13 protein-coding genes are annotated in these 20,391 nt (G+C 63.6%); 7 read left to right on the top strand and 6 right to left on the bottom strand.

The features are described 5' to 3' along the window. Positions 1–19: 19 nt before the first annotated feature. From VGM71_RS04115 to VGM71_RS04105, 3 genes are all read right to left on the bottom strand, one after another. Positions 20–2,659 (bottom strand): membrane dipeptidase, encoded by a 2,640-nt coding sequence (locus tag VGM71_RS04115; protein WP_331542547.1) that lies wholly within the window; start codon positions 2,657–2,659, stop codon positions 20–22. A 116-nt stretch (positions 2,660–2,775) separates the two neighbouring features. Continuing rightward, entirely contained in the window at positions 2,776–5,721 is a 2,946-nt protein-coding gene (locus tag VGM71_RS04110) for a TonB-dependent receptor (protein ID WP_331542546.1), read from the bottom strand. Positions 5,722–5,817: 96 nt separating this feature from the next. Then, positions 5,818–7,311: a transglutaminase-like domain-containing protein gene (locus VGM71_RS04105; RefSeq protein ID WP_414675086.1), complete on the bottom strand. Its 1,494-nt coding sequence runs from the start codon at positions 7,309–7,311 to the stop codon at positions 5,818–5,820. A 208-nt stretch (positions 7,312–7,519) separates the two neighbouring features. On the opposite strand from VGM71_RS04105, the gene VGM71_RS04100 reads away from it, so the two are divergent. The 7 genes from VGM71_RS04100 to VGM71_RS04070 are packed head-to-tail and all read left to right on the top strand — an operon-like array spanning position 7,520 to position 15,172. Then, positions 7,520–8,668, top strand: a complete 1,149-nt coding sequence (locus tag VGM71_RS04100; protein ID WP_331542545.1) for a DUF819 domain-containing protein — start codon at positions 7,520–7,522, stop codon at positions 8,666–8,668. Between the two features lie 14 nt (positions 8,669–8,682). Further along, entirely contained in the window at positions 8,683–10,077 is a 1,395-nt protein-coding gene (locus VGM71_RS04095) for an SH3 domain-containing protein (protein WP_331542544.1), read from the top strand. 19 nt (positions 10,078–10,096) lie between these two features. Continuing rightward, the gene (locus VGM71_RS04090; protein WP_331542543.1) at positions 10,097–11,188 is read left to right on the top strand and encodes a dipeptide epimerase; all 1,092 of its coding nucleotides are present in this window, start codon (positions 10,097–10,099) and stop codon (positions 11,186–11,188) included. A 10-nt stretch (positions 11,189–11,198) separates the two neighbouring features. Next, on the top strand, positions 11,199–12,044 hold the full coding sequence (locus VGM71_RS04085; RefSeq protein WP_331542542.1) for a MurR/RpiR family transcriptional regulator: 846 nt from the start codon (positions 11,199–11,201) through the stop codon (positions 12,042–12,044). A gap of 13 nt (positions 12,045–12,057) precedes the next feature. Further along, positions 12,058–12,819, top strand: a complete 762-nt coding sequence (locus VGM71_RS04080; protein WP_414675085.1) for a L,D-transpeptidase family protein — start codon at positions 12,058–12,060, stop codon at positions 12,817–12,819. Continuing rightward, the gene (locus tag VGM71_RS04075) at positions 12,816–14,051 is read left to right on the top strand and encodes a dicarboxylate/amino acid:cation symporter (RefSeq protein ID WP_331542541.1); all 1,236 of its coding nucleotides are present in this window, start codon (positions 12,816–12,818) and stop codon (positions 14,049–14,051) included. Before VGM71_RS04080 ends, VGM71_RS04075 begins: the two co-directional genes overlap by 4 nt. Continuing rightward, positions 14,048–15,172 (top strand): FAD-dependent oxidoreductase, encoded by a 1,125-nt coding sequence (locus tag VGM71_RS04070; RefSeq protein WP_331542540.1) that lies wholly within the window; start codon positions 14,048–14,050, stop codon positions 15,170–15,172. Before VGM71_RS04075 ends, VGM71_RS04070 begins: the two co-directional genes overlap by 4 nt. A 124-nt stretch (positions 15,173–15,296) precedes the next feature. Here the strand turns inward: VGM71_RS04070 and VGM71_RS04065 are convergent, their stop codons facing one another. The 3 genes from VGM71_RS04065 to VGM71_RS17635 form a co-directional block, all read right to left on the bottom strand. After that, complete coding sequence (locus VGM71_RS04065) at positions 15,297–18,305, bottom strand: TonB-dependent receptor (RefSeq protein ID WP_331542539.1); 3,009 nt, start codon at positions 18,303–18,305, stop codon at positions 15,297–15,299. Between the two features lie 576 nt (positions 18,306–18,881). Then, positions 18,882–19,454: a hypothetical protein gene (locus VGM71_RS04060; RefSeq protein ID WP_331542538.1), complete on the bottom strand. Its 573-nt coding sequence runs from the start codon at positions 19,452–19,454 to the stop codon at positions 18,882–18,884. Beyond that, a complete protein-coding gene (locus tag VGM71_RS17635) occupies positions 19,451–19,744 on the bottom strand; it encodes a DUF2778 domain-containing protein (RefSeq protein ID WP_414675087.1) in 294 nt (97 codons plus the stop codon). The genes VGM71_RS04060 and VGM71_RS17635 overlap by 4 nt, the downstream gene beginning before the upstream one ends. Positions 19,745–20,391 lie beyond the last annotated feature (647 nt).

Here is a 20,391-nt window from a genome sequence, read left to right as displayed (position 1 = left end):
CGCATCTGCGGCATGAGCGCTAAGGACAAGCGCCCACGCGAGTGAAATCCAGGTCTTCATAGTCGTTGCTGAAGTCGGCATCGGGATCGACCTTGGTGAGGAGCAGATGGCCGGGCGTGGCAAGGTCGAGCCAGGGCTCGGCGTCCATCCCCTCTCCCTTCCACTGTACGAGGTAACGCGCGCCCAGGCGCTCGAGAGTGCCTGTCATCACGGGCGACTTCGCCGCGGCGAAACCCACGCCGCCTTTCGCCGGGCAGATGCTCACCTCGCCGAACCACGGATCGCGCCACACGCCGAGCATCGCCTTCGCCTCGTCCGCCGAAGCCGCGACACGCGATGACGTGTCGGGTGCCCGCGAGGCGCCGGGAGCGGAGGCTTCCGCCGTCATGAGACCGGCATACTCGCCCACCGTATGTTTTTCACCGGAGACCGTGAAACGCTTCAGGATGGCTTCGGCGAGCGCATCGCGCGCGTCCTCGCCACCGCCATTCATCATGATCACGAATCCGCTGTGCTTCTCTGGCAGCAGGCTCAGCGTGGAATACATGCCCGAGAGCGTGCCGGTATGCGAAACGCTCCACTGCCCGTCTACATCGGCGAGACGCCAGCCGTACCCATAGCCGTACAGGTGGGTGTCGTTCCATGTCCTGCGGCGCTCGCCCACCGGCATGGGATTCTGGATCGACCACAATGGCTCGCGCTGCTTCGCGTCCAGCCAGCCCAGCTGGGACGCATCGGGCGTCAGCCAGTTGCCGGCCCAGCGCAGCATGTCGTCGAGGTCGCAGCGCACGCCACCGGCCGCCGCGGAGGTAATGGCAGGGATCGTCGGCGGATCGGCGTTCACCACCTCGTTGCCGTGGTTGCCATGGCGATGCGGCTGGGCGACGTTACCGACGCCGTCGCGAGACCAGCTGCCGATCTGGCAGCGGGACAGGCCCAGCGGCTCGAACACCTCGCGGCGAAGCAGGGTCTCGTAAGGCGCCCCACCCGCCGCCGCAGCCACCTCGCCTGCGACGACGTACAGCAGGTTGTCGTAGGCATAGCGCGAACGGAAACTGTGCTCCTGCTTCAGGTAGGCAAGCCCCGCGAGGATATCCTTGCGGGTGAAGCGGTTCGGTTCCGGCCAAAGCATCAGGTCGCCCGCGCCCTCGCGCAGGCCGCTGTTGTGGATCAACAGGTCACGCACCTGCATCTCGCGCGTGACCCACGGGTCGTTCATGCGGAAATCCGGAAGGTATTTGACCACCGGATCGTCCCAGCGCAGCTTGCCCGCGGCCACGAGGCGCGCCAGCAAGGCCGTGGTCATCGCCTTGCTGTTGGAGGCGATCTTGAACAGTGTGCGGGTGTCGACCTTGCGCCCTTTCGTTTCGGCCAGCACACCGGCCGTGCGCGTGTAGACGACCTTCCCGTCTTCGATCACGCCCACGGCGATACCCGGGATGTCGTAACGGGCGACGGCTTCGTCAACCAGCGTATCGAGCGACGCCGAGGACGCCGCCTCGTCGGCTGCCCAGACGCGCAGCAGGTTCCCGCTCCAGATCTTCGCGATGTCGGCGTCGGAGAAGCCGCGACTCTTCAGGCCCGCGGTAACGTTGCGGGTTTCAGAAGCATCCATCCACCCGGTGATCTCACCCCCGCCGTCGAAGTCGGACGCGATACCCACGTGGTCGATACCGGCGACCTTCACCATGTGCTGGATGTGGTCCAGGAAATCGCCCAGCGTCGCCAACGGGTGTTCGCGCTCGATCGCCTTCATGCCTTCGACGTACGAGGGCAGGTAATCGTGCTTCTCGCTGTCGTATTCCCTGTCGCCGGCTTCGCGCACCACACGCTTCTGCAAGGCTTTCTCGGCTACTTCGCGCGCGGGGTCCTTCTTCAGGAATTCCTTGTATGCCACCGCCTGGATCACGCCGCCCTTGCCCGCGATCGCCTTCAACAGGTCGTCGGGGAGGTTGCGCGGATGATCGGTGACGGCACGCGCGGAAGAATGCGACGCGATGATCGGCGCGGTCGAAAGCGCCAGCACATCGCGCACGCAGGCGTCCGAGGCATGCGAGACGTCCACCATCATGCCCAGGGCGTTCGCCCGCTGGACCACTTGGCGGCCGAAATCGCTCAGGCCAAGGTTGCTATCGGGCTTGTCGCCCAGTTCCTTGCTCGGCAGGGAACTGCCGCAGAGGTCATTATTGCCCACATGTGCCAGGCCGACGTAGCGGGCGCCACGTGCGTAGGCGGCATCCAGGCGTTTGAGATCGTGGCCGAGCGAATAGCTGTTTTCGATACCGATCATCGCCGACAGGCGGCCCGCCGTCCTGTTCGCGCGAACCTCGTCGGGCGTGCGCGCCAGCCGGATCTGGTCCGGGTACCGCTTCAGCATGAGGTCGATGTCGTCGTACTTGCGCGCGGCCTGGGCCACGGCCTTCGCATAGCCTGCCGGCGTCAGCGGGCCCTGCTCCACGTAGATGACGAAGAACGCCGCATCGAGGCCGCCGCGCCGCATCTTCGGCAGGTCGACCTTGAGCGGACCGTCCTTGCCGGCGTCGAACTTCGCGTCGTGCATGTACGACAAGGGGATGTCGACATGCGTGTCCAGGGTGAGGGGATGGTCCTGCGCCTGCGCGGACGCGCAGAACAAGGCGAACACGAGGACTTTTTTCATTCGGTATCCTTCCGTAGGAGCGCGCCCTGCGCGCGACAGCTTTTCGCGGCGAGCATCAGGGCCTGTTGCTCTCTCGCGAAAAGCCGTCGCGCGCAAGGCGCGCTCCTACATGGTCTTCAGAAGTCCAGGGACACGGTCAACTGCCCGAAGCGAGGCGGCTGGAAGCGGATGGGTTGCAGGTATGTGTCGCTGAAGCTGCCGATGGACGTCTGCAGGTCCTGGTCGACGCCGGTCGTGCGCTGCTGGTTCAGCAGGTTGTAAACGGCGAACTTCACGCGCAGGTTGTTCTTCTCGTCCAGCGGCAGCAGGTAGGTGATGCTGGCGTTGACGTTGAAGGTCCAGGCCGTGCGCTTCGCACCACGCGACGATTCCTCGTACACGCGATTCTCGGAGACCGGATCCGCACAGTTCTCCACGCAGATGAAGTAGCTGTGGTACGACGTGCCGTCATAAGGGTTGCCCACGCCATAGGCAGTGATCGGGCTTCCCGAAAGCGCCGTGACGTCCGCGCCAACCTGCCACTGCTTGCTGATGGCATAAGTACCGCGCAGCTTGAACTGGTGGCGATGGTCGTTCGGCAGGTAGCCGCCCGACAGGTTCACCCAGGGATCGTCGAAGTTCTCGGTACGGCCGGTATCGTCGAAATTGGTGTCCGAGTTGACCGGACCCTCGGCATTGCCGCGACTCCACGAAAGCACATACGACGCGTTGAACATCCATTTCTCGTCCCACGCGCGGTCCACCTGGAATTCCAGGGATCCGAACGTGCGCCGTGGCTTCTTCCAGCCGCGCTGGCCGAGGTAGTTGCCCTCGGCGTCCTTCAGTGCGAAGCCTTCCTTCGATGTGTCTATGGTGAGGTAGCCGTCCGGCGTGCCGTCGCAATTGGTGTCGCCGTAGACCGTGACGTTGCGACCCGGATTGCCCATCACGTAGCCGATGTAGCCATCGCCACCGCACTGCGGCGTGGCGCTGATTTCCATGTCGTCGATGGCGTCGTGCAGCTTGCGATAGGTACCGCTCACACCCCATGACCACTTGTCCGTGATCATCTGCTGGAAGCCCAGGATCGCCTCGTCCTGATAGACCGGGTCCATGTGCTTGTCCACTTCGGCACGCAGGTCGCCTACCGTGCCGTTACCTTGCGAGGTATCGACCGCGCCGATCTGCTGGCCAAGAATGGGCACGGCGTACTGAGACCCGTTGCGATCCCGGATATCGTAGCCCTCGAAAGTATAGAAGGTACGCTCGTCGAGCAGACCGCCGGCCTGCTTGATGTTGATCACGTTGGCCACCGGCAGGTAATACCTGCCGAGGTTGCCGAAGATCTTCGTCCTGCCGTCGCCGTTGAGGTCCCAGGAGAACCCCAGGCGCGGGGCGATCATGTTGTCGACTTTGATGTAGCTCTTGCCTTCGCCGGTCTTGTTGTCGAAGGAGTCGCTGCGCAGGCCTACGTTCAGCAGGAAGTCCGGCGTGATGTTCCAGTTGTCCTCGACGTAATAGGCGTTATTCGTCGTCTCGAACGTGCCACCGATGTTGTACCGGCGCTGGCGCACGTACATGTCGTAACCCGGCGGCACGACGCCACCGTTCTCGATGGTCGCGCCGGGATCGGCGTGGACGATGCCGTAGAAATACTCGCCAGGGCCCGGGTAGTGCCGGTCGTAGTCCGAGGTATCCACCTCATGGTCGTAACCGAAGCGGATGAGGTGGTCGCCGAGGGTCCATTCGAAGTCGGCCCGGCCTTGCTTGCGGATGTCGTTGCGCTTCTCCACCGCCGTGCTGGTGCTGCAGCCCAGAGGCACGTCCGGGGCATCCTGATTGTCGTCGATCGACACCGGGTTGCATTCGGCGTCGGCCAGGCCATGCGTATAGGACTCACGCTCGTTGCGGCCGTACATCAGCTTCATCGAGAAGTTGTCGACGAGGTAACTGGTGAAGGTGCCGTTCCAGTTCTTGCCGCCGGTGTCGCTGGTGATGACGTCGCTTTTCGAGCCCTTCGTGTGGGTGGGATAGTCGTAGGCGTAGACCGAGCCCTCGTTCGTGTCCTTGTCCGAGAAGGCCATGAATTCGAGCAGGTTCTTGTCGTTGATGTGCCAGTCGATCTTCGCGCCCCAGAAACCCGAATCGGTGTCGTTCTGGGTGAGCACCGTTCCCTGGTTGTCGGTGTTCTGCGGTGTATAGCCGCGCGCCTCGTACATGGCGAAGAAGAACAGCTTGTCCTTTACGATCGGACCGGACGCGTACACGTTCATCTTCGTGCGCGAGTAGTGATCCTCGGAGGAAGTGATGTAACGGTCGCCGTTCCAGTAACGGTTCTTCGTGGTGGCCTGCCAGGCGCTGGGCTCGAAGGTCATCTCCGCGCCGGCCTTGAACTCGTTCGTACCGGAGCGGGTCACGGCGTTCACCACGCCACCGGTGGTGCGGCCGAACTCCACCGAGTAGCCGCCGGTCTTCACCTGGAACTCCTGGTAGAAGGCGAACGGCGCTTCGGAGAAGCCGTTGCGGTTGTAGAAGTCGGTGACGTTGAGGCCGTTCACGTAGAACGAGTTCTCGGCAACCGACGAGCCGCCGAAGGAGATGCCGCCGAAGCCGGCGTTACCCTTGTTCACGCCGGGTGCCAGCAGGGCCACGGACTGCACGTTCTGGTCCACGGGCAGACGGCGGATTTCCTCTCGGCTGACGTTTGTCGCGATTTCCGTGGAACTGACGTCCACCGCGTTGATGACCACCGGCGCACTGACCTGCACGCCCTCGAGCTCGGTGGTACCGGTCGAGCCACGCTCCACCAGGTTCACCGTGGTGGCATTGCCCAGGCTTACGTTCACTTCGGTGGTCGTGCTTACCGGCTTGCCGTTCTTACTGCTGTCGAGCCGGTAATGGCCGACTGGAAGGAACGGAAAGCGGAAATTGCCGTCGGCATCGGCTGTAACCGTACGGGTCAGGCCTGTGCCCGGATCGCGCACGGTCACCGTGGCGCCCGCCTTGGTGCGGCCTATGATCGAACCGTCCGTGTTCGCGCCCCAGGCCACGCTGGACACGGCAAGCCCCAGGCCGATCGCCATACATAAGGCCCCACGGCGCAACGCACGCCGGTTCGTCTTGATATACCCCATCTCCCCACTCCCATAAGATGATGTTTCGGGTTGTCTATTGCCCCGTCAGTGCTTCGCGTCGCCGGCCCCTTCCGGCGTGTCGACGCGATGCCAACGGAAGTCGTAATCCCACTGGTCGAAATACAGGTTGCCGCCTTTCCATTCGACTTCCCCGCGTTGCGAGTCGACCGTCTCCGAGCGGAAGAAGGTCTTCGTCGGCACGAATGGCCGCGAGTAGTCGTCATTGAAGGCGATGCGATAGGCGTCCAGGCCGCCGAGATAGAACCACTCGAGCTTGTCGTCGCCCGGCTTTGCGTTCGCCCCGGCCGCCAGGCGGCCGAAGGTCACGTCCATCGGTACCCATCCGTACGGGGCGAGATACATCTGGCCCCAGTCGTGGATGTTGTTGTACTTGCCATCGGAGAAGATCCAGCCGGACTGCCAGCGCGCAGGAATCCCGTTGAGACGCAGCAGCGTCATCAGCAGCAGGGTCTGCTCGCCGCAGTCGCCATGGCCGGCGTGCAGCGTGTAATCGCCGATATTGGAGATGGTGGAGTATTCGCGCGCGCCCGCCCAGGGAATGGTATCCACGGCGGCGAAAAGCTTCTGCGCGATGCGGTACGGACTGGTCTCATTGCCTACCACGCGCTTCGAATACTCGCGCATGGCATCGGTGAACACGATGTGCGGCCCGCGCTCGGCGACGAAGGGAGCCAACTCGGGCGTGATCGGAGCGCGGGTGACTCTCGCGGGATCGATGTCGACGTAGCGGGCGTACAGGGTCAGTTCGTAGGTGATCGAGAACTCCGTGGGCTTACCCGCGACAGCTTTCTTTTCCAGATAGGCGGTGCGTTGCAGGGTCGATTCGGAAGCGATCTTCGCGTCGGCCGGCTCGCTGGAAAGCAGATGGATGTTTTCCTGCTGTCCCTTGATCGCCCGCGGGTACGGAATCCATGCGCGGATGGTCTCGCCCGCAGGAACCGCGTCCGCCTTGACGGTGAGGATCTGGGTCACGCTTTCGCGACGCGGCAGCACGCTGCTGGTGTGCGTCGCCAGGGCGGCCTCGCGCACGGCGCGATGGTGATCGTTGAGGATCTCGTTCGGGCCATCGTCGAAGGGCGTCTGGTCCTCGCGCCGCGCCCGGGCCTCCGTGCTGATGCGGAAGAGATTGCCCGGCGACCGCTTGAAGTAAAGCGTCCTGCCATCGATCACCTGCTTTTCGAGCAGGCCCGCCGCGTCCCACTTTGTGAATTCCGCATCGGTGAGATCAGGAATCGGCTTGCGCAGGCGCGTCTTTACCGCATCGGCATCGAGCGTGAAGTCGATGAGGATGCGGCGCATGCGCTCGCGCTGGAACTCAAGGGTGTTGCGTTGCGCCGGGGTCAGGCCAGGCTGGGCCAGGCCCTTCGCGATGGCGGCTTCCGCGTTTTTGAAGTGGCCGGCGTCGATCAGTTTCGACGGAGCATCGCCGACAGGATCGGTTCCCACCAGGCCTCCCGTCGGCTCGGCCGGCTTCGCATCCTGCGCGTGGGCGAGCGGAAGGAAGGGTAGCGATGCCAACAGGCACGCCACCAGCGCGGAGCGAATCGTCGCGTTTCGTAAAGCCGCTTTCACCGTTCGGTATCCCCGATGCAACCGTGGTGGGTGGACGTGCTGTGATGGCTGTGTAACATGCTTGCAAAGCGCGGTCAATAATTTATGCTTCGGGCTACTTCGTTAGGAATAGATATTCCTGACGACCGTTGAGACACCACCCGGGGAGGGACGCGTGATCCAGTCGGTTTGGCCTTATCTGGCCGTGATGTTGCTTGCGGCGGGGTTCTGGCCGGCGATCGAGCGCCGTTTTGCCTGGAAGGCCTTCGACATCCTTCCGCCCATCGTGCTTACCTATCTCACGGTCACGGCGTTATCCGTGGCTGGCTTCTGGAGCCACACGCCGGAGATCCACGAGGCGCAGCAGGTGCTCGTGGCCCGGATGGTGCCCGCCCTTCTCTTCCTGCTGATGATCAACTGCGACCTGCGGGCCATCCTGGCGCTGGGCCCGCGCGTCCTCGGCGTGTTCGTCTGCACCTCGATCAGCCTGTTCACCGCCTTCATCGTTACCTTCTTGCTTTATCGGCACTGGATGCCGGGCAATGGATGGATGCCAGTGGCGGCGCTGTCCGGAAGCTGGATGGGCGGAACGGCGAACATGATCGCTGTGAAGCAGGCGATCGGCATGTCGGATACGTCGCTGGCCACCACCTTGCTCACCGACGCCCTTTGCTACTCGATGTGGGTGGTGGTGCTGTTCGCGGTGGCGCGCCTGGCACCCGCGTTCAATCGGTGGACACGGGCGACATCCAGCGCGGACATGAGCGTGGCGGAGACGGCGGCTCGCTCACCCGCCACCGGCGACAGCGTGCTCCTCTGGCTGGGCCTGGCGGTGCTCGTTTCCACGCTGTCCGCCGCGCTAGGCGCGCAATTGCCCGTAGGCAACATGGTCTCACCGACCACGTGGACGATCCTGATCGCGACCGCGGCAGGCCTCATCGCAGCGCATACGCGCCTGGCACGACTGCCCGGCGCGCAATCCGTGTCCAGCGCCCTGCTGATCTCGGTCGTGGCGGTGCTTGCCTCGCAGAGCAGTTTCGCCGGTATTGCGGCCGCACCGCTCTACCTCCTCGCCGGCGTCACCGTCATCGCCATCCATGCGGTACTGCTCGGCATCGCCGCACGAATCTTTCATTTCGACCTGTACCTTTGTGGCATTTCCTCACTCGCCCATATCGGCGGTGTGGCAGCCACGCCGGTACTGGCCGCTACCTATTCGCGCTCGCTGGTGCCGGTAGGCATCCTGCTCGCGTTGCTCGGCTATATCCTGGGGACCGGCTTCGGTCTCGTTGTCGCCGCGGTGCTTTCGGCGCTGGCCTCCTGACCAAGGAACTCGCTATGAACACGCTTCGCCATACTTTGCTCGCGACCCTGCTCGCGTTCTCCATCGGGGCCACCCCTGCCCTCGCCGCGGACATGACGGTGCCGCCCTCGGGCATCCTGGGCGTTTCCGATGCGCAACTCACGCCCGAGTTCTGGGTCGCCCACCTGATCGATGGCGACAAGGTGGTGCTCGACCGCGTCGCCATCGCCGCGATAAATGAACGCGTCGCCAGGCTCGATCCATCCATGCACGACATCCGCCACCTGACGGCGGCACTTCCACGCGACCAGGTGAAGGGCTGGATCGAGAAGCTGACCAGCAAGCCAGGCAAGGCGCTGTTCGACGTGGCGGGCAAGCCGGTCACGACAGCGGCTATCGACGACGTCATGACGAATGCGGCGATCGACGCCATTCCGGCCCAGGTGACCCCACGCTATGGCATGGCCGTGCGGCGCAGCGCATTGCGCGGCTACCCGACCGACCTGCGCGTTTTCAGCCACGCCGACGACACGGACATCGACCGCTTCCAGGAGAGCACGCTGTTCCCGGGCGACCCGCTGGTGACCGTGCACACGAGCAAGGATGGCAAGTGGGTGTTCGTGGTGAGTCCGCGCTATGCAGCGTGGATGCACGCCGATGACGTCGCCTATGGCGATGCGGCCAAGGTGTTCGCGCATACTGACGCCACGCCGTACCGCGTGATCACCGGCGCGAAGCCGCTCACGGTTTACACGCCCGAAGCGCCCGCCGTCTCCGAGCTGCAGCTGGACATGGGCACGCGCGTGCCGCTGGATACCTCGCTGGCGCCGGACCAGCCGGTCAACGGACAGAGCCCTTATGCCTCATGGGTGCTTAGCCTGCCCGTACGCGACGAGAAGGGCGCCCTGTCGTTCCACCCCGCCCTGCTCCAGCGCAACCAGGACTCCTCGGCGGATTACCTGCCGCTGACCCACGCGAACATCGTGCGCCAGGCCTTCAAGTTCCTGGGCGAACGCTATGGCTGGGGCCACGCCTTTAACGGCCGCGACTGCAGCGGTTTCGTATCCGACGTCTATCGCAGCATGGGTGTGCAGATGCCGCGCAATACGCGCGACCAGAGCATCAGCCCTGGCCTGACCCACACCGTGTACACCGACAAGGACAGCCACGATGCGAGGGTGAAGGCTGCCATGGCGCTCGAAGTGGGCGACATGGTCTATATCCCCGGCCACGTGATGATGGTTATCGGCAAGATCGACGGCCAGCCCTATGTCATCCATGACGTGGGCGGCATGAGTTACCGCCAGGCGGACGGCAGCCTGCGCCGGGTCAAGCTCAACGAAGTATCGGTTACCCCACTCCTGCCGATGATGTCGAGTCACGACAAGACGTTCGTCGACATCATGACCAGCATCGCCCGCATTCGTTAATCCTGCCCAACGAGGCTCCATGAAGATCACCGACATACGCTTCGGCATGCTCCGCGTGCCGCTGAAGACCCCGTTCAAGACGGCGTTGCGCACCGTCGACAAGATCGAAGACATCGTGGTGATGGTGCATACCGACGACGGTCGCGTGGGTTACGGCGAGGCGCCGGCCACGGCGGTCATCACCGGCGACACCCACGGTTCCATCGTGGATGCCATCCGCCATTACATCGCGCCGCGCCTCATCGGCCAGGACATCGCCGACCTCAACCGGATCACCAAGCTGATCCAGGGCGCGATGGAGAAAAACACCAGCGCCAAGGCGGCGGTGGAAATCGCCGTCTACGACCTCTGGGGCCAGCTCTACAACGCCCCCCTGTACAAGCTGCTCGGCGGCGGCGATCCGGTGATCACCACCGATATCACCATCAGCGTCGATTACATCGACAAGATGGTCGCGGATTCGGTGGCGGCGGTGGAGCGCGGCTTCGAGTCGCTGAAAATAAAGGTGGGCAAGGACATCGGCGTAGACATCGAGCGGGTGCGCGCCATCTATGCCGCGGTGGAGGACCGCGCCCTGCTGCGACTCGATGCCAACCAGGGCTGGACCGCGAAGGAAGCCGTGTATGCCCTGAATGCGCTGGAAGACGCCGGCGTCCGCCTGGAACTGGTGGAGCAGCCGGTGAAGGCGCGCGACCTGGAAGGCATGCGCTATGTCACCGAGCGCGTGCACACGCCGATCATGGCCGACGAAAGCGTGTTCGGCCCGGCCGAGGTGATGGACCTCATCCGCATGCGGGCGGCGGACATCATCAACATCAAGCTGATGAAGACGGGCGGTATCTCCAATGCCATCCGCATCGCCGACATCGCCGGCCTGTACGGCATCGAGTGCATGATCGGCTGCATGCTGGAGTCCAGCATCAGCGTGGCCGCCGCGGTGCACGTGGCTGTGGCGAAGTCCGACGTGATCACCAAGGTGGATCTCGATGGCCCTTCGCTCAGCGCTTACGACCCGGTGGACGGCGGCGTCGACTTCAACGAATCGGAGATCTCGATCAGTGACGCACCTGGCCTTGGCATCCGCGAGATTCGCGGCCTAGAACCCCTCTGAAGGAACAGCCATGTCGCCGCTGGTGAAGATCCGCTCCGAGCGCGACCGCATGTCGGCGGTGGAACGGCGCATCGCCGACTTCATCCTCGAGAACGCCCAGCTGCTGCGCGACTATTCCTCGCAGCAGCTGGCCAGCGCGCTGGGCATTAGCCAGTCAAGCGTGGTGAAGTTCACCCAGAAGCTAGGGTTTCGCGGGTACCCGGATCTCAAATACTCGGTCGGGGAGTCCATCGGGCGGACCGAAGAAGCAGACGATGATTCCGCGCCGCATGCCGAGCGTCCGGGCGATGACACGCTGGGCGCCACGCTCTGGCAACGCAAGGCGCAGGCCGAAGAGGCCACCCGGCTCATCAACGAACCGGACACGATGCGCGAGCTGGTCGCCGCGCTCGATGCGGCGGGCAAGGTTTTCCTCATCGGGCTTGGCGAAGACGAGCTGCACGCGCGTGGTTTCGCGGCGCGCCTGTCGCTGTTGGGCATCGTCGCCATCCGCCACGTAGACATTGGCCGCATGGCCGCCCAGGTAGCCATGTCCGAGCCAGGCGATCTTCTCATCGTGTTCTCCGAACACGGCAAGCATCCCGCGCTGGCGAAGGTGGCCCGCTACTTTCGCGAGCACCGCGGCCGTGTGGTCACCGTTACACGGCATACTTCGAATCCGCTGCGGGCGCTTTCCGATATCGCACTTGCGGTTGCCGCCCATGACGATGCTTCCTATGTGCAATCCCTGATCTACCAGTCCACTGTGCAACAGCTGCTCGATACCGTCTTCGTGCACCTGTGCGAAGGCGATGAAGCCAGGCATGCCCGCCTCGTGGAAAACCTCGACCGCATCCACCAGATGCTCGAACCCTGACCGGAGCGCCACCATGCCGTCGCCCAGCCTCCTTCCCCGCCTGTTCGGCCTCCTGGCTTTCGCTGCGATGGTTCCCGTAGGAGCTTCCGAGACGCCCGCGGCCTGGTCGGTGTCGCGGCAGATGATCGTCGTGACCACCGATGGCTGGAACGTGGACCACGGCAGCCTGCGCGCCTATGTTCGCGAAGGCACGCACTGGAAACAGGACGGACCGGCCGCCGACGTGACCATCGGCAGGCATGGCAGCGCATGGGGCGTCGGTCTTAATCCGCCGGAACAAGGCGGACCGGTGAAGAAGGAAGGTGACGGGCGCAGCCCGGCCGGCGTGTTCCGGATCGGGGAAGCTTTCGGCTATGCGGACAGCAGCGCCACGGCACTGCCGTATCGTGGCCTGACCGCTTCCGACTACTGTGTCGACGTGAACAGTTCGCCGTACTACAACCAGATCGTCGATGAGAAGAAGGTCGGAGAGAAGGCCGTCGAAGGCGCCACCGAACCGATGCGCCGCGACCTGCATTTCGACGGCGACCACGCTTACCGCATCGGATTCGTCATCGAGCACAACCCGGACGGACGCAAGGGCGCGGGCAGCTGCATCTTCGCTCACCTGTGGAAATCGCCCACCTCGCCGACCGCCGGCTGCACCGCCATGACCGACACCACGATGGAGCGCCTGCTCGGCTGGCTCGATCCCGGCAAGAAGCCCGTCTTCGTGCTGCTACCCAAGACCGAATACGCGCGCCTGCGCGAAGCCTGGAACCTGCCGGCCCCATGACCTCGACCCAACGTATCCTCCTCGGCCTCGCCCTCGGCGCAGCGGCCGGCGTCGCCCTTGCCCATTGGACGCCCGACGCCGCGGTGCGCGTGGCCGACGCGGTGCAGCCGTTGGGCAAGCTCTGGCTCAGCGCCTTGCAGATGACGGTGGTGCCGCTGGTGCTCTCGCTGGTGGTCGTCGGCGCCAACACCGCCACCGATGCCGCCGCATCGGGGCGCATCGCCCGCCGCGCGATCGTCGTGTTCCTCATCCTGCTCGCCCTGGGCGCGGCCGTGGCCGCCATCGTCGCGCCCGAGTTGTTCCTGCTTTTCCCGCGCAGCGATTCCCTGCGCAATGCTCTCACCGCCGCTACGGGTCACCTGCCGGCCACCACGCCCATCGGCTGGTCCGACTGGCTCGCGGGCATCGTGCCCGCGAACGCGGTCATGGCCGCGGCGGAAAGCGCCATGCTGCCGCTGGTGGTATTCGCCATGTTCCTCGGCTTCGCGCTGACCCGCATCGCGACCGAGCGGCGCGCGCTCGTCGTGGAGTTCTTCCGGGCCATCGCCGACGCCATGATCGTCGTCGTGCGCTGGGTGCTGCTGCTCGCTCCGTTCGGCGTTTTCGCGCTCATCCTCTCCGTGTGCGCCCGTGCGGGCCTGCACATGCTCGGCGCACTGGGCGTCTACGTGCTGGTGGAATGCATCGTCTACCTGCTGGTCACGGCGCTGATGCTGGTGGTGGCCCGCGTATGGGGCCGGGAGTCCTTCGTCCGCTTCGCCTCGGCCATCGCGCCCGCGCAGGTCGTCGCGTTCAGCACGCAGTCCTCGCTGGCTTCGCTGCCGGCGATGATCGAGAGCGCGGACCGCCGTCTCGGGTATCCCACCGCCATCACCTCGCTGGTGCTGCCGATGGCCGTGTCACTGTTCCGTCTTACCAGCCCCGTGCAATACATCGTCTCGGCCAGCTTCATCGCCTGGGCCCTCGGCGTCGACCTCGGTGCCGCGCAACTGGCTGCGGGCGCCGCACTTGCGGTCGTGATCAGCCTTGGCTCCGTGGGCCTGCCCGGCCAGGTGACCTTCATCGCCACCAATGTGCCTGTCGCGCAAGCCATGGGGCTTCCGATCGGCCCGCTGGGCCTGATGCTCGCCGTGGACACGCTTCCCGACACCCTCGCCACCCTCGGCAACGTCACCGCGGACCTCGCGGCGACCAGCGTCGTGGCCGCCCAATCTTCCAAAGACAACGCATGAACACGAAACACCTGGATGTGATCGTCATCGGCGCCGGTATCGCGGGCGCTTCCCTGGCCTGGTTCCTTGCCCCGCACGTACGCGTGGCCGTGCTCGAACGGGAATCGTTCGCCGGCTTTCATACCACCGGCCGTTCCGCCGCGCACTTCAGCGAGAGCTATGGCTCGCCGCAGGTACGCGCGTTGAGTCGCGCCACCCGCCCCTTCCTCGAACGCGCGCCCGCCGGGTTCGCCGGGCATCCCATCCTGCATCCACGCAGCGCCCTCGTGATCGGAAGCGTGGAGCAGGCAGATCGCGTACGCGAGGAATACGAGGCGGTACGCCGGTTCACCGCGTCGCTGTCGTTACTCGACGGCTCGGCGGTCCTGGACCTGGTGCCGGTGCTCCGTCCGGAGGCGGCACGCATCGCCTTCTTTGAACCCGATTCCGCCGACATCGACGTCAACGAACTCCACCAGGGCTTCCTGCGTGGGGCGAAGGCCAATGGCGTGGCGCTGCATGTCGACACCGCCGTGGAGTCGATCCGTCGCGAGGGCGGAGGCTGGGTGGTGAATGACACATGGCGCGCACCCGTCGTCGTGAACGCAGCCGGCGCCTGGGCGGACGTGGTGGCGGGCATGGCAGGTGTGGAGCGCATCGGCCTCGAGCCGCGACGCCGTTCCGCATTCACCTTCGCCGCACCGGAAGGCATCGACGCGGCCGCGTGGCCTTTCGTCGTGGACATCGACGAGACCTTCTACTTCAAGCCCGACGCGGGCCTGCTGCTCGGCTCGGCGGCGAATGCCGATCCCACGTTCCCGCACGACGTGCAGCCTGAAGAACTCGACATCGCGATCGGCATCCATCGCATCGAGGAAGCCACCACGATGGAGATCCGTCGGCCAGCGCGTACCTGGGCAGGGCTGCGCAGCTTCGTCGCCGACGGCGACCTGGTGGGTGGGTTTGCGCCGGATGCGGAAGGCTTCTTCTGGCTGGCGGCACAGGGTGGCTACGGCATCCAGACCAGCGCGGCGATGGCGGAAGCATGCGCCTCGATGATCCTGGGCAGACCGATGCCATGGCACCTGCTGGACCAGGGCATTACAGCGGAATTGCTGAGCCCCGAGAGGCTGCGCCGGTAGGAGCGCGCCCTGCGCGCGACATCTTTTCGCCAAGCCCGCAAGCCGGCGCGCCAGCTCCGGGTTATGGACTCAAAAGATGTCGCGCGCAGGGCGCGCTCCTACAGTGGACGTATGTCGGGGTTCGTCAGAAGTCGTAGGAGACGCTCAAGCGTCCGTATCGCGGCTCCTGCCGTGCCGTGATCACGCCATACGCCGGTTCGGGCACGCCGGGACCCGCTTCCGAATACGGGTACTTCTGCAACGCCCGCCGCTCATTGAGCAGGTTGAACACGTTCGCATTGAACGCCAGCTTCCCATCGCCGAACGATGGCCGCCATGCGATACCGAGATCGATCTGGCGGATCCATGGCAAGCGGCCCTGCTCGCCCGGCGGAGAGGGTTGGCCATCGCAATAATGGTAGTTTCCTTCGTATCCTGCGGGGTCGGAATGATCGGGACCGTAGTAACCGAGGCAATGTCGCGGCGTGCCCGACACAAGGCTCACGTTGGCCGATGCCAGCCACTCCGGCGCAATCTGCCAGTAGCCGAACACCTTGAACTGATGCGTGTGATCGTTGCTTTGCGGGCCGTTGTTATGTTCCATCACTTCCGCGTTGTCCCAGTCCTCGCTGGTCGACGCCGCAGTCTGGTTGAGGTCGGAACGAAGCTGCCCTTCCGTATTGCCATAGCTTCGCGACAACACATAACTGGCTCGCGCGTACCACGTGCCGTCGAACGGATGCTCAAGCAACAGTTCCAGACTGTAGTACTTGCGCTCCAGTCCCTGGAAACCCAGTTCCTTGTTGCTGACCGGAACTTCGACGTGGTTGCCGGCCGTGTCGAGCAGGGTGAAGGTATTGGCCTGCCCCGGATTGAACAGGTAGCAGCTGTTGACCTGATTGGTATCGATATCCAGGCCGAGCGATTGCCCCTTCGCGACGATGCGGTCGATATCGCAATAGTCGTCAATCGCATTACGCAGCTTGCGGTAAGTCAACTTGGCGCCGTACACCCAATCGCTGCCGAAGGCCTTCGTGAAACCGAGGATGTACTCGTCCTGGTTCTCCGCCTTCATGCCCTTTGCGGCCACGGTCCTGGGGTCGGGTAACTGGCCGAAGTAGTTATTCGACGACACGGGCACGCCCGGCGCGATCGCCGTAAGTCCCGTGGGCTGGCCGTCCGCCGCGACTCCCGTGTATGTGAAGTACTGCGAAGTCGACAGCGCACCGCCTGCCGCGTTTAGCGCAGGGTTCAACGGCAGACCGAGGTAGTAGCGTCCGGCGTTGCCGTAGACCTTGAACGTGGAGTCTCCATTCACGTCCCAACTGAATCCAAGACGCGGCGCCCACTGCGGTGAGGTCTGCTTGATATAAACCCGGCTGTCGGCGTTGTAGTTGGTGAACTGGTCGTTGCGCAGGCCCAGCGTCAGCAACCAGCGATCGGTAACCTGCCACGCATCCTCGAGGTATTGCGCGCGCTGGCTCGAACGCACGGTGGCTAGGCTGGACGAGACGCCGCGCACCACGTAATAGCCTTCCTTACCACCGGGGTAGTTGCCCGGCGCATCCACGCCGAGACCGGTGGAGATAGGAAGATCCGGCGAACCTTGCCCGTAAGTCCATGTGTAACCCGGACCGGCACTCGACGTACCCTGGTCGCGCGCACGCGCCTGCTGGTTGTCGATGCCGGCGGTGATCGTGTGATCGCCGAGGGTGTAGTGGATATCGAACCGCGTATTCGTGGTCTCGTTGCCTCGGCCGGGATTCGCCAACGACGCAATCGTCTGCCCGTTCTCACGTGCTACGCCACCGGTATAAGCGGGATTCTGGAAGTCCTGTCCGGCGATGTACACGGCATCCGGGTTGTAGCCCGAAGGCACGACGTAATTCACGGTGCGCATCTTGCCGTACTGCGCGCTGATGGTGAGGTTGTCGGTGAGGTAGCCGGTGTATTTGGCGGTATACACGTCACCACCGAACTTCTCGTCGTTGGCGCCGGAAAGCCGCTCCCCACGCTGGCGGTTCACATAATCGTAGTCATAGATCGTGCCGGAACGTTCCGTCTTGTCCGAGGCACCGGTGACCTCGAGGATGTTGGCATCATCGATGTTCCAGTCGAGCTTGGCGTACCAACGCGGCAGCTTGTAGCGGTAGGAACGATCCGGCGACTGCGGCAGCGTCACGTTGCTCACGGCATCGCCCGTCTGCCGCTCCACCTCCGCCGCGGCGAACAGGAACAGCTTGTCCTTGATGAGTGGCCCGCCTGCGTAAAGGCTCGCCGTGGTCGAGGTGGCGCTGTTCGCGCGGTTCGGTGCGTACAGGTCACCCGCCTTCGGCTGCGGCGGCAGGCCGTTCGTGTAATGGCTGTCTTTCTCCCTGGCACGAAGACCGTTCGGCTCCCAGATCAGTTGCGCACCGCCATGCCATTCATTCGTGCCGCGCTTTCCGACGACGTTGATGACACCGCCGTCGGAGCGGCCATACTGTGCACTGTAGCCACCCGTGTACACCTCCTGCTGCTCGATGGCGCCGTAAGGCAGCGAAATGCCACCAAAGCCGCGCAGCGGATCGGTCGTATTGAAGCCATTGACGTAGTACGCGTTCTCGCTGGCTGCGGAGCCACCGAACGACACTAGCGAGTTGCCCGTGGCGCTGGTGTAGCTGCCGCTGTTGTTCACCGCACCGGGAGCCAGCAGCGCGATGGCTTCCGAACTGCGTCCCAACGGAAGTTTCGCCAGTTGCTGCGACGTGACGACCGTACGCGAGTCGACCGTGGACACATCGATGGCCGGCAGCGCGTTCGCGGAGACATTCACACCACCGAGGTCCTGCACCGCCTGCTGCACGAACGACACTTCCACTCCCGAGCCGACGCGCAGAACCACGTTCTCCCTGCTCTGCACCGAAGCGCCTGCATGGATAACCGAGACGGTGTATGTGCCAAGCGGCAATTGCGCCACCGAATAGCGACCTCGTGCGTCAATCGGCACGTCGCGGGTGAGGCCCATATCGTTCACGACACGAACGACATCGCCCTCGGTGGCCGGTACCTGCCCGTAGATGGAACCCGTCGTGGACTGCGCCAGCACGACCCCTGAGAACGCGGAAAACACCGCGACGGCCAGCAACGACCGTTGCAACGACAACTTGTTCATGAGAACCCTTGAACCAACGTATGGAGGCAAGCCCCGGCCACATCGCCTTCCCCTTGCGAGGGCGATGGGTCGATCGCAGCGGCTTGCCGGTGAACGGGCGCAAACACCCGTTACGCCTGCGAGGCGTCGATGGATCGGAACGGAATCGGGAGAAGCGTTTGCCGGTGTAGCCGGACAACGCTCAGCGCCGCTGGATCAGCGGCAACAACAACATCGCACGGCGCAGAGGCGCACGAGCGGAATAGGAGAATTAACGAGTTCAGGGTGATGCATGACAACCCCTCGTTTTTGCTGCGGTGCGCAACCGTAACACGAGACATTATGGTTGTGTCAAGAGTTTGGACGTCTAGATGGCTCGGAAAAACAAAAACCCGAGACACAACCTAAAATATCGTGTCGAGGTCCACGGCGCTTTCGGCGTAGATAGGTGGGCCCTATGATCAATCAAGGGTCAATTCCATCGTACTCTGACCGCTCAACGTCATCTTGAAGCGGGGTCAATGCGTGTCGGGTTGGAATCGGAAACCTCACCTTGCACGCGAGACTGCCATCTTAGGCCGCCTGCTCAACATGAGCTTACATATCCGCGCGAGGCTTTGCCTTGCTCCGCCAAGGTGATTGAGCCCACTTGGCAATCCTTACCTTCGCCGTTTCGGCAAGATGAGCCAGGCCTACGGCCGCCAGGTGAACCAAGACGACTAGAATGACGGCTGCTGCAAGTTCCTGATTGAGCACATCGGCGTCATTGGATAACTTGCCGCCCCGCGTTTCGTAAATGATTTCACCAATCAGGTTGGTCCCGATAACGGAGACCATCCACCAACATGTCCAGCCGACGGTGGAACATATCCGCGTCTTCCACAAACCCCATACTCTCGCGCAATGTTCGGACTTGGGCTTCAGACACACCATGCCTATCCATGCGACGGCATGCAAAACAAGCACTGCGTAGAGGGACGTGAACCATATAGCCAAATTTTCGCGTGAATCATGCGACGTCAAGCTCATCAGCGTATCTAGTCGCTCATACATGGCTGGAGGAAAAGCCAGAACGAAGTCCTCGTCGAGGCGAATCCACACGATACTGTAGACAAACGTGGCGACGGCCAGCCATGACGACCATCCGATCATTCGCTTCAAGGCAATCACGAGACTACCACTGTGCCGTAGGTCATAAGCTCGGTTCCGGGAATCGCTTCTCGTGTGGTGCAGCGAAGCAAATCACGAAGCCTCGCAAAGTCCTCTTGTCGTTCGAGGGTAATGCAGCCCTGACTCAGACCACGAGGACCCCTCGGATGCAACCGAAATTGCCCGCGCTGAACGCCCGCGCACCAACGCTCATCATCGATGACCTTGTCCTTCGCGTATAACGCTAGCCAGTCGTGCTTCAAGGCATCATTTATACCTCCCAAGCGTCCTCCACTCTGGCGATCGACGATTTTTTTCAGGGTTAACGCGCCACGCCAACGGTATGAGTTTTGGACGCATCCTCATATAGGGAAATTCTGAAAAACTCCCCCGACTACCCCGGAGCGCTTGCATATGCAGGGCGGGCATTTTGCTCATCAATCGCGGCACCTCGGTTATCGGAGAGGTGTCGGGCCTCCCACCAAACGACGCGGTGTGCGGACCGATGCGATGGCGAAGCCGAGCCTGCAAGATGCGGCGAAGCCGCTTGGATATGGGCTCGCGTCAGCGGGCCAACCGATTACCTGGGCGACGCTACGACGCGCAAAGCAACCCGCGCAGTGAATCCCGGTTGCGCCGGGACGACGAAAAAAAAAAAGGTTCTTCACGGAAGTCCGGGGACGCTGCATGGATACATCGGTTCATTCGCCAGGCGAATGCATGTTTCCAGCGGCTCGGACGGTGAGGCGCAGAGCCTTCGGCGCCCACCCTCGCTGCTCAGACAGGTCCTCCGCGTTCGATAGGGAGGGCCGCTTGCGCGGCCCGTGTGCTCATATGGCCTCCGGCCGCTCTCTTGTGCGGAACTCGCCTCGAGGGTGGGCACCGAAGACTCTCCCCATTCCTGAGGGCGGAGTGTCCGGAGAGCCGCCACGGCCGACGACGGCAGCCGCTGCTCGCG

Source organism: Luteibacter sp. (assembly GCF_036499525.1).
Classification (GTDB): Bacteria; Pseudomonadota; Gammaproteobacteria; order Xanthomonadales; family Rhodanobacteraceae; genus Luteibacter.
Note: the sequence above shows the minus strand (reverse complement) of the source record. Positions and strands in the feature narration are given on the sequence as shown.

Excerpts from the sequence above, each read along its gene's own strand:
- VGM71_RS04115 (WP_331542547.1), bottom strand. The coding sequence starts at position 2,659 with ATGAAAAAAGTCCTCGTGTTCGCCTTGTTCTGCGCGTCCGCGCAGGCG.
- VGM71_RS04065 (WP_331542539.1), bottom strand. The coding sequence starts at position 18,305 with ATGAACAAGTTGTCGTTGCAACGGTCGTTGCTGGCCGTCGCGGTGTTT.
- VGM71_RS04080 (WP_414675085.1), top strand. The coding sequence starts at position 12,058 with ATGCCGTCGCCCAGCCTCCTTCCCCGCCTGTTCGGCCTCCTGGCTTTC.
- VGM71_RS04085 (WP_331542542.1), top strand. The coding sequence starts at position 11,199 with ATGTCGCCGCTGGTGAAGATCCGCTCCGAGCGCGACCGCATGTCGGCG.
- VGM71_RS04110 (WP_331542546.1), bottom strand. The coding sequence starts at position 5,721 with ATGGCGATCGGCCTGGGGCTTGCCGTGTCCAGCGTGGCCTGGGGCGCG.
- VGM71_RS04095 (WP_331542544.1), top strand. The coding sequence starts at position 8,683 with ATGAACACGCTTCGCCATACTTTGCTCGCGACCCTGCTCGCGTTCTCC.
- VGM71_RS04090 (WP_331542543.1), top strand. The coding sequence starts at position 10,097 with ATGAAGATCACCGACATACGCTTCGGCATGCTCCGCGTGCCGCTGAAG.
- VGM71_RS04075 (WP_331542541.1), top strand. The coding sequence starts at position 12,816 with ATGACCTCGACCCAACGTATCCTCCTCGGCCTCGCCCTCGGCGCAGCG.
- VGM71_RS04070 (WP_331542540.1), top strand. The coding sequence starts at position 14,048 with ATGAACACGAAACACCTGGATGTGATCGTCATCGGCGCCGGTATCGCG.